General features: G+C 55.9%; 12 protein-coding genes. 3 read left to right on the top strand and 9 right to left on the bottom strand.

The features are described from left to right. Positions 1 to 185 precede the first annotated feature (185 nt). The 9 genes from DSCA_RS20450 to hisI form a co-directional block, all read right to left on the bottom strand. Positions 186 to 1,673, bottom strand: a complete 1,488-nt coding sequence (locus DSCA_RS20450; protein WP_155318192.1) for a hybrid sensor histidine kinase/response regulator — start codon at positions 1,671 to 1,673, stop codon at positions 186 to 188. Continuing rightward, positions 1,657 to 3,153 (bottom strand): PAS domain-containing sensor histidine kinase, encoded by a 1,497-nt coding sequence (locus tag DSCA_RS20445; RefSeq protein ID WP_155318191.1) that lies wholly within the window; start codon positions 3,151 to 3,153, stop codon positions 1,657 to 1,659. The genes DSCA_RS20450 and DSCA_RS20445 overlap by 17 nt, the downstream gene beginning before the upstream one ends. 175 nt (positions 3,154 to 3,328) lie before the next feature. After that, positions 3,329 to 3,628 carry an HNH endonuclease gene (locus DSCA_RS20440; RefSeq protein ID WP_155318190.1) on the bottom strand — a complete coding sequence of 100 codons (300 nt, stop codon included), beginning with the start codon at positions 3,626 to 3,628 and terminating at the stop codon, positions 3,329 to 3,331. Beyond that, positions 3,625 to 4,506 (bottom strand): ATP-grasp domain-containing protein, encoded by an 882-nt coding sequence (locus DSCA_RS20435; RefSeq protein ID WP_155318189.1) that lies wholly within the window; start codon positions 4,504 to 4,506, stop codon positions 3,625 to 3,627. The genes DSCA_RS20440 and DSCA_RS20435 overlap by 4 nt, the downstream gene beginning before the upstream one ends. Next, positions 4,506 to 5,411, bottom strand: a complete 906-nt coding sequence (gene era / locus DSCA_RS20430; RefSeq protein ID WP_231716228.1) for a GTPase Era — start codon at positions 5,409 to 5,411, stop codon at positions 4,506 to 4,508. Before era ends, DSCA_RS20435 begins: the two co-directional genes overlap by 1 nt. After that, the gene (gene yihA, locus DSCA_RS20425; protein WP_155318187.1) at positions 5,398 to 6,000 is read right to left on the bottom strand and encodes a ribosome biogenesis GTP-binding protein YihA/YsxC; all 603 of its coding nucleotides are present in this window, start codon (positions 5,998 to 6,000) and stop codon (positions 5,398 to 5,400) included. Before yihA ends, era begins: the two co-directional genes overlap by 14 nt. A 15-nt stretch (positions 6,001 to 6,015) precedes the next feature. Then, positions 6,016 to 7,158, bottom strand: coding sequence for a pyridoxal phosphate-dependent aminotransferase (locus tag DSCA_RS20420; RefSeq protein WP_155318186.1), 1,143 nt, complete (start codon positions 7,156 to 7,158; stop codon positions 6,016 to 6,018). Positions 7,159 to 7,202: 44 nt separating this feature from the next. Then, entirely contained in the window at positions 7,203 to 8,078 is an 876-nt protein-coding gene (gene hisG / locus DSCA_RS20415; RefSeq protein ID WP_155318185.1) for an ATP phosphoribosyltransferase, read from the bottom strand. Next, entirely contained in the window at positions 8,075 to 8,452 is a 378-nt protein-coding gene (gene hisI / locus DSCA_RS20410; RefSeq protein WP_155318184.1) for a phosphoribosyl-AMP cyclohydrolase, read from the bottom strand. The genes hisG and hisI overlap by 4 nt, the downstream gene beginning before the upstream one ends. A 273-nt stretch (positions 8,453 to 8,725) precedes the next feature. On the opposite strand from hisI, the gene DSCA_RS20405 reads away from it, so the two are divergent. The 3 genes from DSCA_RS20405 to DSCA_RS20395 all read left to right on the top strand — a co-directional run bounded on the left by DSCA_RS20405 (position 8,726) and on the right by DSCA_RS20395 (position 14,310). Then, positions 8,726 to 11,131: a penicillin-binding protein 1A gene (locus tag DSCA_RS20405; protein ID WP_155318183.1), complete on the top strand. Its 2,406-nt coding sequence runs from the start codon at positions 8,726 to 8,728 to the stop codon at positions 11,129 to 11,131. An 81-nt stretch (positions 11,132 to 11,212) separates the two neighbouring features. Beyond that, positions 11,213 to 13,666: a sensor histidine kinase gene (locus tag DSCA_RS20400; RefSeq protein ID WP_155318182.1), complete on the top strand. Its 2,454-nt coding sequence runs from the start codon at positions 11,213 to 11,215 to the stop codon at positions 13,664 to 13,666. Between the two features lie 5 nt (positions 13,667 to 13,671). Continuing rightward, positions 13,672 to 14,310: a response regulator gene (locus DSCA_RS20395; RefSeq protein WP_155318181.1), complete on the top strand. Its 639-nt coding sequence runs from the start codon at positions 13,672 to 13,674 to the stop codon at positions 14,308 to 14,310. Positions 14,311 to 14,392 lie beyond the last annotated feature (82 nt).

The following is a 14,392-nucleotide window of genomic DNA, read 5'->3' as shown; positions in this document are numbered from 1 at the left end:
CAATAAAAACAGCCACCCCGGTTGAGCCTGGGTGGCTGATGCCTGTTGCATAACTCAATAGCTGCAGTGCCCGCCCGCAGGGGCGGCACTGGTATCTTTTTTATCCTCGGTAACCCATAGCGATCATCCAGTCAAGAAAAATGAGCGGGCCGGGTGCCGAAAGCCCCACTCTGGAAGGTGCCGGATTAATTAACCGGCAGCAACACCATGAAGGTCGTTCCCTTGTCGGGAACACTGTCGACAACGATCCGGCCATTTAAGGCCTCCACCAGTCCCTTGACGATGGGCAGCCCCAAACCGGTGCCGGTGATGAACCGGGTCTTGTCGTTCTTCACCCGGAAAAACCGGTCGAAAATTTTGTCCAGATAGCGGGTTTCGATGCCGAATCCGTTGTCAATCACCCGCACCCGAAGGTTGATGCCGGTGGTGTCCGCCTTGACCACAATCTCTCCACCGTTTTGGGTGTAGTTGATGGCGTTGGTGATCAGGTTGCCGAAAATACTCTCCAGGGCCAGAGGGTCGGCCTTGATGGTGGGCAGCGGATCGGCCGGCCGCTCCAGGAGAAGCGTCTGATCCTTGGTTCTGGCCCGTGTACCGAGGAAATCGACAATGTTGCTCAACAGATCTTCCAGTTGAACCGGCTTGGGTTCCTGACAGGTGTTTCCGGATTCGATTCGCGACAGGTCCAGCAGGTCGCCGATGGTGGAAATCAACCCCTGGGTCTTTTCCTTGGCCCGCGCGAGCAGGTGTTCTTCAGATTCGCTGAGCTGGCCCATCAGGTCGTTGAGCACCAGTGCCAGCTGCTCGTGGATGGTGGACAGCGGGCTTCTGAGTTCATGGGACACCTTGGCCACGAATTCGGACTTGAGCCGATCCAGCACCTTCATGTTGGTGATGTCGATAATGGTCACCACGGCGCCGAGGCACGCTTTGCGCTCACCGATAACCGGCCGGCCGCGAGCCATGAGGAAGCGGTCGTCGCCAACGGAAAAATCGTAGGTGGGAATATCGTCAAAATCCACATGGCATCCGGTGGAAATCTCCATGATCAACCGACACAACCCCTCGTCGGGAAGATAGGCGGAAATCTGGCCGCCGGCCGTGGTGTCCGCGTCAAGATCAAGAAGCCGGCCAAAGGCCGGGTTCATCAACACCACCTGGCCGTCGGCGTTGGTCACCACGATACCATTGGGAAGCGAATCGATGATGGTATGGATTCTGCTTTTTTCAGTTCCCAGGTCCGCGAGGGTCCGGCGACGCTCTGCTTCCAGCTTCACCGCTTCCTTTTTAAGCCATATTTTTTCCCGGGCCCGGTTGACCACGATCCGCAGCTGGTCCGGCTCGAATGGTTTGGGGATAAAGTCGTAGGCACCCTGCTTCATCGCCTCGATGGCGGTTTCGATGGTGGCAAAGCCGGTGATGACGATCACCATGATATCCCGGTCCATGGCCTGTATCCGCCGGAGTACTTCCATGCCGTCGATGCCGGGCATTTTAAGATCCAGGAGCACGATCGACACGTCGTCCCGTCCTATAATGTCCAGGCCCGCTTCTCCGTTTTCAGCCGTCAGCGCATTGCATCCCATCCGGCTGATGATCCGCTTCGACCCGTCCCGGATTCCCTTTTCATCATCTACGACCAGAACGGTTAGAGGATCAGGCGAACTCTGCATGTTCGGCTCCTTTTTCGGTTTCATGGGTGATGGGAAGTTCAATGGTGAACGTACTGCCGCGGCCGGGAATACTCCTTGCGGCAATGGCGCCGCGGTGATTTTCAACAATGCCGTATACCACACTCAATCCCAATCCGGTGCCCTTGCCCTCTTCTTTGGTGGTAAAAAAAGGTTCAAATATATGCTCCAGGTCTTCGGCCGAAATTCCCGGGCCGGTATCGGCGATTTCGATGATGACCCCGTCTTTGGTGGCCGATTCCCGGGTGGTGATGGTGATCGTGCCGGTGCCGTTCATGGCCTGGGCGCCATTGATGATGATGTTCATGAACACGTGTCCCAGTTGCTGGCTGTCCGCCATCACCAGGGGGATAAAAGGGGCCATCTTTTTTTTCACGGTGATGTTGTGGAACAAGGTCTGGTTTTCGATGAGAAAGAGGGTTCGCTCCAGTGCCTTGTTGATGTTCAGGGGTTTCATGAATTGACGCGTCTGCCGGGCAAATTCCAGCAATTCCTTGACGGTTTCCCGGCACCGCTGGGCATCTTTGAAAATACGGTATAAATCCTCCTTGGCATTGTCCTCCAGATCATAATCCTCCAGCATCAGCTTGGTGTAAAGCGTTATGCCCCCCAGGGGATTGTTGAGCTGGTGGGCCACGCCGGCAGACAATTTCCCGAGGGACGCCATCTTTTCGGACTGTATCAGCTGCAGCTGGGTTTTTTCCAGTTTCTGCTGAATATGGATACGCTCTCTCAAGTCATGGAAAAACCCGATGGAGCCGGCTTCGTTGCCATTTTCATCGTAAATGATGGACGCATAAAGGCTGATGGGAATTTTTTCTCCGTTTTTACCCTTCGCCTTAATCCGATACTTTTTGAGCTTTCCCTTACCGCCATAACCATCGCTTCGCAGGTGCCGCATCACCTCCTTGGCACCATCGCCTTCATAGATCGCTCTGATGTTGAGATGATCGAGCGCCGCCTCCACGCTATGACCGGTCACCGCAGCGGCGGCATCGTTGAAAATAATGATCTTGCCGGTCACGTCTGCGGCAATCACGCCGTCACAGGCGCTTTGGAGCAGGTTGTACAAAAAGCTGTTGGCCCGCCGGAGTTCTTCCTCAAGACCGTCCAGCGCCGGCAACTCGAAGTTGAAAATCGTCATCACCTCCTGCCCGTCTTCGTCAGCAATGGGGTAGGCATAAAGGCAGGATCGTTTCTGTTTGCTCAAGGAACTGGAAGAGAGGTCTCTCAGGGAAGGCTTACCCGTATCCATAACCTTTTTGGCCGGGCAGTTGTCGCAGGGTTGAGGGCGGTTGTAAAACACCTCGTGGCAGCATTTTCCCGATGGGGACTCTCCACCGATAAGGGAATCGACACCGGCGGAAACCAGAATACGAAAATCCTTTGAAATGACGACGATTTTTCGTTTGAACGCATCCAGCGCCCTGAGCAGCAGATTCTGCTCTTTTTCCGTGCGCATCAGACCTCCGGGGGGTTTTGTGTCCGGACACACCTGTGGTCGGGCGATTAAAAGACAGATTCGTGACGATGTCAACAGCTATGCGGTGAAAAGAAGGGGGTGTGGTCCCTGAAATGACGGGTCCCCGCAACTGAAACCAGTTCCAGGGCGTTTTTCCGGGCGCGATGGCATCAGGTCAGGGTGAGGATTGAAGCGAGCGGAGATAGTCATCCCATTCCATGGGAAGCAGTTGTTTTTTCCTGGTGTTGCAGGACTTGCAGGCCGGCACCACATTTCCCTTGGTGCTTTTCCCACCCCTGGCCACAGGGACGACATGGTCCATGGTCAGCTCGGCAGCCGGCGTCCGGCGGCCGCAGTAATGGCAGCGGCCTTTGGCGCAGCGCCGCTTCCACCACTGGGACTGTCTCAGTTCCCGGGCCTTCTGACGCTCCCGCTTAAGACCCCGATCATCGGGATCATAAGCATACGGTTTCATGGTGTCTCCCTTGCGGCGGCGTCAGCGGGGGGCAAGGCCGTCCCCAATCCCAGGCTGGCCAGCCAGTTGTCGATTTCTGTCTGAAGCAGTACATAAAACCGTTCGGATCCCCCCAGGCCCGACCGGCCGAAAAAGTAATTGATCTCAAGAAAAAACGGCCGTGCATCCATCCCCGGTTCTTTGGATTCATCGAAAATCAGATCAAATCCGGCCAGATTGATTCGTGTTTGCCGGCAAAACCGGCGGACCAGAGTCGACCCTTTCCGGCGCAGGTCCGGATCCGAGTCTGGGTCAACACGGGCACCTTTGGCCACACTGGTTCCAAAACGGAACGGGTGGTCCTGAACTCTCCAGTAGGTCCGCTGGGTCTGTCCGACCACGGCGACCCGCAACGTGCGTTGGGATCCGGGGACAACGGTCTGGAGGACGAATCCCCGCTGGCCGGAACGTTCGTATGCCTCTGCTTTGGACAGGGCTTTCGCCAGATCGGAACCTGATTGGAGCAGAAAGACCGTGTCGCCCTCTCCTCCCCAATCCAGTTTCAATACGAGGGGAAATCCGGCATCGCCAACCGCCCCGTACCGGCGCCGGAAGTGAGCCGTGTCTTCAAACACCCAGGTTCGGGGATGGGGCGCCTCCAGGGTCTTAAACAGCTTGGCCTGACCGGTTTTTCCCGGGTACTGGAAGCGGGCATCATAGTCGGGAAAGACATGCGGGCAGTTTTTTCGGGCCATCCGGTAGAGCACTTCCCGGCAACCCTGGGGCAAAATAACGGCATCGGCCGCCTGGATGGCCGACAGATCCTTCTCATCCGGCAGCCGGCCGGCGCAAAGGATGTTGGTGTCGGCCTCATAACACGGGTGAAAAGAAAGAATCATCAATAACCGAACTTCCGCAGCGCCCGGGTATCCCGGGTCCAGTTTTTCTGCACCCGGACAAAGAGTTTGAGAAAAACCCCGGTGCCCAAAAGGGCCTCGATTTCCTTTCTGGCCGCCTCACCGATCTGCCTGAGCTTGGCGCCCTGTCGACCGATCACAATGCCTTTCTGGGAGTCCCGCTCCACGTGAATGGTGGCATGAATCCGGACGAGCGCCCCTTTTTTCTCCTCTTTGAAAGAATCGATGGTAACGGCCAGGGCGTACGGGATTTCCTGGCCGGTCAGCCGGAAGGCCTTTTCTCGGACGATTTCGGCGGCAATGAACCGCGTCGGCAGGTCGGTCAGGCTGTCGGGCGGGAAAAAGGGCGGCCCGGGAGGAAGGGTGGCTTCCATGGCATCCATCAGCGGGTTCACCTGCTCGCCGCTTTTTGCGCTGATGGGAACGATGGCTCTGAAGGCGAAGGCGCCGGACCAGCCTTCGATCTGGGACAACAGGGCCGGCCGCTGGACCAGGTCGATCTTGTTGAGTGCCAGGAGCACCGGGAGCCGTTGCTGGGAGAGCTTTTCGAGCAACAATCGTTCAGAGGGGCCGTCCGGCGTCTGGGCGTCCGCCACCAGAAGGACCACATCCGCTTCCGACAGGGTCGCCAAGGCGGCATCAACAATTCGCGTATTGAGCGGATGCCGGGCCCGATGAATTCCGGGCGTATCCAGGAAAACCATCTGGGAGGCGGCCCGGTGAACCACGCCCAGGATCCGGTTGCGTGTCGTCTGGGGCTTTTTCGAGGTAATGGAGATCTTCTGGCCCAGCATGCGGTTGAGCAGGGTGGACTTTCCCGCATTGGGCGCGCCTAAAATGGCGACAAAGCCGGATCTGAAAGATTGGCTTGGGTCAGTCTCGTTCACAGGGTTCACCAAGAACGGCCCTTTCTAAGGCGGACCAGACCTCCGACTTGCCCAACCGCGTTTTGGCGGAAAAAAGGATCAGGGTCGATTCGTCCACGCCCAAGGCGGCACCGATGGCCTGCCGCCGCTTTTTCCGGTCGGTTTTGGACAGCTTGTCCGCCTTGGTCAGCACCAGGATGGCGGTTCGGTGATAGAGTTCCAGCCAGTCGATAAAATTTTGTTCTTCGAGGCCGGGCGTCCTGCGGATGTCCAGAATCAGGACAACCGCTTTCAGGGTTTCCCGCCCCTTCAGATACGTTTCGATCATGGGTCCCCATTTGCGACGCACCGATGCGGGAACCTTGGCATAGCCATATCCGGGCAAGTCCACCAGGGAAAGCGCGTCGTTGACCGAAAAAAAATTGATCAACTGCGTCCGGCCGGGGGTGGAGCTGGTTTTAACCAGTCGTTTCCGGTTGACCAGGGTGTTGATCAGCGACGATTTTCCCACATTGGAACGTCCGGCGAAGGCCGCCTCCGGGTGCCGGGCCTCGGGGTATTGGGCAGCCTTGACCGCGCTGGTGACGAATTCTGCCGATTTAACGATCATGTCGATGGGTACCGGTCATTTTCGGGCCTTGAAATACGCTTCCAGGCGGTCCATGCCTTCGGCGATGTTCTCCATGGAGTTGGCGTAGGAGAAACGCAGGTATCCCTCTCCGTGTTGACCGAAATCGATTCCCGGCGTTACCCCCACGCAGGCCTTTTCCAGGATATCGAATGCCAGGGCATAGGAATCCTTGGAAATGTGCCGGGCGTTGGCAAACACATAAAACGCCCCGGTGGGTTCCACGGTGATCCCCAGTCCCATTTCTCTTAGCCGACGAATCATGAAGATGCGCCGCTCATTGTAGATGCGTTTCATTCGCGCCACATCTTTCCAGGATTCCTTTAATGCGGCAATCCCGGCCTTCTGGATCATGGCATTGGCCGAAATGAAAAAGTTCTGATGTACCTTTTGAATGGGGCGCACGAACTCCTTGGGCGCGATCAGGTAACCCAGGCGCAGGCCGGTCATGGCGAAGAGTTTGGAAAACCCGTTGAGAACGAAAGCCCGGTCGGTGAATTCGAGAATCGAGTGCTCTTTTCCCTCGTATACCAGCCCATGATAAATTTCGTCGGAAACGATCCAGGGAGGCATGTCGGCGATGGCCTGCATACGTGCTTTGGATAACAGATTGCCCGTCGGGTTGGAAGGGGAATTGATAAATATGGCCCGGGTGCGCTCCGACAGTTTGGCTTCGATGGCCTCGGGCCGGTATTGAAATCCGTCCTCCTCAAAGACCGGCACCCGCACCGGTTCTCCGCCGACAAATTTGATGAAGTTGGGGTAGCAGGCATAGTGGGGGTCGGAAAGGATCACCTGATCACCGGGCTCCAGAAGGGCGGCAAAGGTCATGAAAATAGCCGGAGAGCTTCCGGAGGTGACCACCACCTGATCCGGGTCCACGCCAACCCCGTAGGTATCGCGATAGTAGGCACAGATGGCTTCGCGCAGTTCAGGAATGCCCAGGCTGTGGGTATAGTGGGTGAACCCGTCTTCCAGAGCCTTGCAGGCGGCGGCTTTGACGCACGCCGGCGTGTCGAAATCGGGCTCGCCCACCTCCAGATGGATAATGTGCTTTCCCTCGCATTCCAGGGCGCAGGCCCGTTCCAGCACATCCATGACGATAAAGGATGTCATTTCCTCGGTGCGTTTCGATGCCATGGTGGTCCCCTTAACAGCAGCGTCGACCGTAATCGACCAACGGTTTAAATTACCTTGTTGAGCGGATATTCAATAATGCCTTCGGCACCGTTTTTCATCAGGCAGGGAATCAGGTCCCGAACCACATCGGTGCCGACCACGGTTTCCACTGAAAACCAGTCGGATTGATACAGGGAGGCGATCGTAGGCGCATTGAGGCTGGGCAGCAACCTCACGACCTTTTCCAGTTTGTCCTGGGGAACGTTCATTTTGATCCCCACCATCTTTTCTCCCAGCAGCGCACCTTTGAGCAACAGGGCGATCTGTTCGATTTTCTCCCGCTTGCGGGGATTGTCCCATGCTTGCTGGTTGGTGATCAGCTGGGTGTTGGTCTGCATGAGTTCGTGAATAATGCGAAGCCCGTGGGCCTTGATGGTGCTGCCGGTTTCGGTGACTTCCACCACGGCGTCGGCCAGTCCGGACACCACCTTGGCCTCCGTGGCGCCCCATGAAAACTCGACGTCCACGGAAATACCGCGCGATTTGAAATAACGCTCGGTGAAGGCGAGCAGTTCCGTGGCAATTTTCTTACCGCTCAAATCGTCAATGGTCTGGATCGGCGAATCGTAGGGCACGGCCAACACCCACCGGGCCGGCCGGGCGCTGACCTTGGAATAAACAAGATCTTCCACCACACGGACATCGGAACTGTTTTCGGCAATCCAGTCCTTGCCGGTCAGGCCGGCATCCAGCGTTCCGTTTTCCACATAACGGGACATTTCCTGGGCCCGGCAGATGGCACACTCGATGGTATCGTCATTGATTTCGGGAAAATAACTGCGGTCGTTGACATTAATGTTCCAACCGGATCGTTTGAACAGGGACATGGTGGATTTCTGCAGGCTTCCCTTGGGAATGCCCAGTTTCAGCGGCGTCGTCATTCTTTGTAAACCTCCTTGGGATCGAAAACCGGCTCTCCCTCGGTGACCAGGGCGCCGTCTTCCACCTTCTGATAAAAGCAGCTGGCAAAACCGGTGTGGCAGGCGGCACCACCCACCTGCTCCACCGTCAGCAACACGGTATCGGCATCGCAGTCCACACGGATTTCTTTGACGTTCTGGATGTGTCCCGAGGTGAGGCCCTTGACCCACAGGGTATCGCGGGTGCGGCTGTAATAGGTGGCCCGGCCGGTTTTCAGGGTTGCCTCCCAGGCCTCCCGATTCATAAAGGCCAGCATGAGCACCGCTCCGGTTTTTTCATCCTGGGCGATGGCCGGTACCAGGCCTCCCATTTTTTCAAAATTCAGTTCGATCATTCGTTTCTCTCCGTATTGGATGCAGTCGGGGCTTTTTTTTCCTGTGGAGACCGCCTTTTCCGCAGTTTTCAACCTGTTTTGCCGAAACCGGATTATCTACCCACATCACCTGTGGGAGTCAATCCCTTTTTTTCGCAACTGCGGGATAATCTTGCGAAAAATTATTTACTTTGTTAGGGTGATACGGTTGTTGGATCCGGGTTGCGTCCCAGAGGAGGCGTTGCTGCCACCGCCTCGGGATGCCAAGACACTATCAGGTTTTCCAGGTCTGCTATGTCCAAAGAAAAAAGTGCTTCTCAGATTTTGAAAAAACGGGCACGCCGTAAACCGGGAGCGATCCTTGGCCGCCTCGTCAAATGGTCCTTGTTCACGGCCGTCATCTTGATGCTCATGGGGGCCGCGGCCATGGTGGGCGTCTATCTCTATCTGAGTGACGACCTGCCCAAAATCACGTCGCTGACGGACTACCATCCGTCCATCATCACCACGGTTTATTCGGACGACAACCGCAAAATCGCCGAATTTTATAAGGAGCGACGCATCGTTGTCCCCCTGTCAAGCATACCCCTTCAGCTTCAACAGGCCTTCATCGCTGCTGAAGATGCCCGCTTCTACAAGCACCAGGGAATCGATTTTTTCAGCATCATCCGGGCATTCATCAAGAACATCGAGGCGGGAACCATTGTCCAGGGGGGCAGCACCATCACCCAGCAGGTCACCAAATCATTTCTGCTCACCCCTGAACGCAGTTACGAACGAAAGATCAAGGAGGCCATTTTGGCCTACCGGATCGACAAAACCTTTACGAAAGAAGAAGTGCTTTACCTCTATCTGAACCAGATCTATCTGGGCCATGGCGCCTATGGTGTGGAGGCCGCTGCGGAAAACTACTTCGGCAAGTCGGTCAGCCAGCTGAATCTGGCGGAATGCGCCATTCTGGCCGGCCTGCCCCAGGCGCCCAGCCGATATTCGCCGTTTCGCTTTCCCGAACGCGCCAAGCAGCGGCAGATTTACGTGCTTAACCGGATGCTGGCGGAAGGCTTCATCAACAACACCGAAGTGACCGAAGCCATCGATGTAAAGATGGACATCAAGCCCCGCCGGAACTGGTACATCGAAGAAGTGCCAATCTATACGGAACACATCCGGCGGTACGTGGAAAAAAAATATGGCAAGGACGCGCTTTACACCCAGGGCCTGAAGATTTACGCGGCGGTTAACATCGAAATGCAAAAGGCCGCCCGAAAGGAAATCGAAAAAGGCCTTCGGGACCTGGATCGCAGGCGGGGATACCGGGGTCCGGAGACGCGCCTGGCGCCCGAAGAGATTGAAGCGTTCAGCGATAAGCGCCAGACCGTGTTGCTGGAAAACCCGCTGGTCGAAGGTGCCACAACCAAAGGGGTGGTCATTGATGTGAATGACCGGTCGGGAACAGCCACCATCCGCATGGGTGACTCCCGGGGTATCGTTTCCATCGATGACATGCGCTGGGCGCGCAAACCCAATCCGAACCTGGCTTTTTACCAGGCCCGCGTCAAAAAGGTCAGCCAGGTCCTGAAAACCGGGGATGTGATTCAGGTGCGGGTGGTAAAAAAGCAGGATGCCTCGGATCTGTGGGACCTTTCCCTGGAACAAACGCCCGATGCCCAGAGCGCCCTGCTGTGCATTGAAGCGGAAACCGGGCTGGTGAAAGTGATGGTTGGCGGCCGCGACTTCATGGAGAGCCAGTTCAACCGGGCCATTCAATCCCGCCGTCAACCCGGATCCGCCTTTAAACCCATCATCTACGCAGCGGCCCTGGACAAGGGGTTTACCGCCGCATCCGAGATCATCGATGCCCCCATCGTTTTTGAAGATGAGGTTAACGATTTTACCTGGAAACCCAAAAATTACGGCAAGAAATTTTACGGTCCCACACTGCTGCGGGAAGCACTGACCAAGTCGCGAAACGTGGTCACCATTAAAATTCTTCAGGATATCGGTATCGATTACAGCATCGACTATGCCAGAAAATTGGGCATCGAATCCGAACTGGCCCGCGATTTGTCCATCGCTTTGGGCTCTTCGGGCGTCTCTTTGCTGGAACTGGTCAACAGCTATGCCGTTTTCGCCAATCAGGGTTATCTGGTGGAACCGGCCTTCATCACCAAAATAGAAGACCGGTTCGGTAATATCCTCGAAGAAATGAACCCGTCCAGGGAACGCGTGATCGACAAAAGCACCGCCTATATCATGACCAGCCTGCTGGAAAGTGTGGTCAAAGAGGGAACCGGAAAACGCGTTAAAGCCTTGCAACGGCCGGTGGCCGGAAAAACCGGGACGACCAATGATCTTCAGGATGCCTGGTTCGTCGGTTACACCCCGCGGTTCATTTCCGGTGTATGGGTCGGGTATGACAACGGGAGAACCCTGGGTAAGGGGGAGACGGGTTCAAGAACCGCCAGTCCGATATGGCTGGGGTTCATGAACACCATCTTGACCGGCAAGCCGGTCCGCGTGTTTCAGGTTCCCGAAGGTGTGGTTTTCTCGAAAATAGACGCGGAAACCGGGCTGTTGCCGATCCCCGAATCCACCAAGACCCGCTTCGAGTGTTTCAAAGAGGGCACGGTTCCAACTGAATACACGAAAAAGCCGGATACGATTGTGGATGCCGAATCCTTTTTCAAATCTGACATGTAGCCGTTTCCACCCGGCAGTGTCCGCATGTTGCAGAAAAAACGAAACTGACGGAAAAGAAACCAACCGCCGGGGCACCATCCGATGAAGCTAAGATCTATCCTGCGGATTCTTTCCCTGCTGGCATTTGTATCCGCCTGCGTTGCCGGTTATCTATACTATAGTTTCCTGAGGGAATACGCTTATCAGGAAGCGGAACGCAACGCCCTTATACGGCTCCAGACCACCAAAAAAAACCTGTCCGCCTTTTTCTCCGAAAACAACAAGCCCGTTCGGGTTCTGGCGGGAATGCAGCCCCTGGTGGATGTCCTGATCCAAACTGATCCACCGTCGTTGAAGGCTGCCAATGCCCTGCTGGACCTGTTCCAAAAAACCCTGGGGGTCGATGTATGCTATCTCATGGATGCCGGCGGGAACACCATCGCCTCGTCCAACAGGAATGCGCCGGACAGCTTTGTGGGTATGAATTTTTCTTTTCGCCCCTATTTTCAGCACGCAATGCAGGGACTGCCATCCAATTATCTGGCCCTGGGCACCACCTCACGAAAACGGGGCGCCTATTACAGCTATCCGGTCTACCGTGAAAATGCCGATACCCCTTTGGGAATCGCCGTCATCAAGGCATCCATCTTTTTCGTGGAAAGGGAGCTGAATCCGGAACCGACCAGCATACAGCTGGTGGTGGATCCCCAGGGCGTGATATTCATATCCAGCCGCCCCGAATGGCTTTACCAGCTTCTGTGGCCGTTGAAACCGGAAGATCTTCGCCGGCTGAGACTATCCCGGCAGTTCGGAAACGGCCCCTGGCACTGGACCGGAATCCGCAGAAAAGGAGATACGCACGTTGTCGATGAATCCGGAAAGACGTACCTGTTTCACCAGGTCCCGGTGGACAACTATCATGATTGGAAAATCATCCACCTCTACGACCTCGAAGCCGCGTCGAAAATCGTTTCCGAACCCCTGTCTAAAATCATTCGGCCGGTCATCATCATCCTTTGCTCACTGCTCGGGGCTTCGATTTTCTTTCTCTATCGCCGGGCCAGTCTGGAAATTGCCAGGCGCCGCAGTGTGGAAAAGGCCCTTCGAAAAAGTGAAGAACGGTATCGCTCCCTTTATCATCATACGCCGGCCATGCTGCATTCCATCAACAGCAAGGGAATCCTGGTCAGCGTCAGTGATTACTGGTCCGAAGCCCTTGGCTACAGACGCGAAGAGGTCATCGGGAAAAAATTCACCGACTATCTTTCCGCAGGTTCCCGCAAATATGCGGAGGAAGAAATCATCCCCGCTTTTTTCAAAAAAGGGTTTATCAAGGATGTGCCCTATCAGTTCATCAAAAAAAATGGGGAAATCATCGACGTCCAGCTGTCGGCCATCACCGATCGTGATGAACAGCGACAAACCATTCGATCCCTTGCCGTATCCATGGATGTCACGGAGCGAAACAAAGCGGAGCTGGCATTGAAGGAGGCGAAGGAGGCGCTGAGTATTCATTCCAAGGATCTGGAAAGCCAGGTACGCAAGCGCACCCGGGAAATATCCGGAATTCTCCAATATACGCCGGCCGTGGTTCATATAAAGGATGCGGACGGCAAATATACCATGGTCAACTCCCGTTTCGAAGAGTTGTTCGGTATCCGTTCAGCTGATGTACGCGGAAAAACTGACCGGGATTTTCTTGCTCCGGACATCGCCGACCAGTTCTTCAAAAATGATGATCGGGTCCTTCGGGAGAAACAGTCGATCCAGGTGGAGGAAAGCATCGTCATCGACGGTGACACCCATACCTACCTGAGCACCAAATTTCCCCTTTACGACGGCCAAAAACGGGTAACGGGCGTTTGCGGAATCGCCACGGACATTTCCGCCCTGAAAAAGGCCCAGGAACGGTTGCGGCGACTGTCCGCCAGCATCATGGCCGGGCAGGAAAAAGAACGCGCCTACCTGGCCCGCGAGCTTCACGATGAACTGGGGCAGGTGCTTACCGCCCTTCGTTTGGAAGCGGTCTGGATCCGCAATCGGGTCGCGGCATCCGACCCGGATGCCTCGGCGCGTGCGTTGACAATGTGCGAACTCATCGATACAACCATCGAAGAGGTTCGCGGCCTGGCCATCCGGCTGCGCCCGGGCGTCCTGGACCATTTGGGACTGGTGGAGGCGATTGAATGGTATACCGCTGACTTTGAAAAACGAAGCCACATCTCCTGTATTTTCAAACATGAACCCGGCCCGGAAATTCGCGGCAATATCGCGACCGCCGCCTACCGGGTCACCCAGGAAGCGTTAACCAATGTGGCGCGCCACGCATCGGCATCCCGCGTTGATGTGGCCCTGTCCTTCAGCGGCGAAACACTGACGCTCACCATCAAAGACAACGGCAAAGGATTCGAAAAGGATTCGACGGGTGAAGCCGATGGCCTGGGCATGGCCAACATGCGGGAACGCGCCAGCCTGGCAGGCGGAACGTTCGATGTTCAATCCAGACCCCGGGGAGGAACCCGGATCTGCTTTACGGTGCCCCTAACGGAAAGCTGACCACCATGATCAAAGTTCTTCTTGCCGACGATCACGGCATTGTTCGTGCCGGACTTCGTCGAATCGTCGAAGAAAGCGGTGACATCGAAGTCGTGGCCGAAGCCTCGGACGGCCGGGAGGCGGTGCTGGCGGTGCGCAAGGAAAAACCGGATGTTGCGGTGATCGATATATCCATGCCCGTTCTGGACGGGTTGGAAGTGATCACCCAACTGAAAAGTGAGAGCCCGGAGGTACCCATTCTGGTCCTGACCATGCACGAGGAAAACCAGTATGTGGTCCGGGCCATTGAAACCGGCGCCATGGGGTACATCACCAAACAAAGCGCTCCGGAACAACTGGTCAAAGCCATTCGTAAAGTTCATTCCGGTTCGCTGTTTTTGACCGATGAAGCCGCCGAAGCACTGGCCCTACGCGTGGCCAAGGGGAATAAAATTCAAAGTCCCATGGACACCCTCTCCACGAGGGAACTTCAGGTACTGAGGCGCCTTGCCCTGGGGAATACCAACCGGGAAATCGCGTCAGCGTATCACATCAGCATCAAAACGGTGGATACTTATCGATTCCGACTGCTCAAGAAGCTGAATCTGCGTAATAACGCCGATCTGTCCCGGTTTGCCATCCAGAACAACCTCATCGAAACCTGATAAACCGTAACCCGGACCCCGGACGCTTCATGGAACCGTCCATCCTGCACCTTCCGTTTCTCCGGAACCAGCGGAGCGCCCC

Source organism: Desulfosarcina alkanivorans (assembly GCF_009688945.1).
Lineage (GTDB): Bacteria > Desulfobacterota > Desulfobacteria > Desulfobacterales > Desulfosarcinaceae > Desulfosarcina > Desulfosarcina alkanivorans.
The sequence above is the reverse complement of the archived record's forward strand: the minus strand, read 5'-3'. Positions and strand labels throughout refer to the sequence as shown.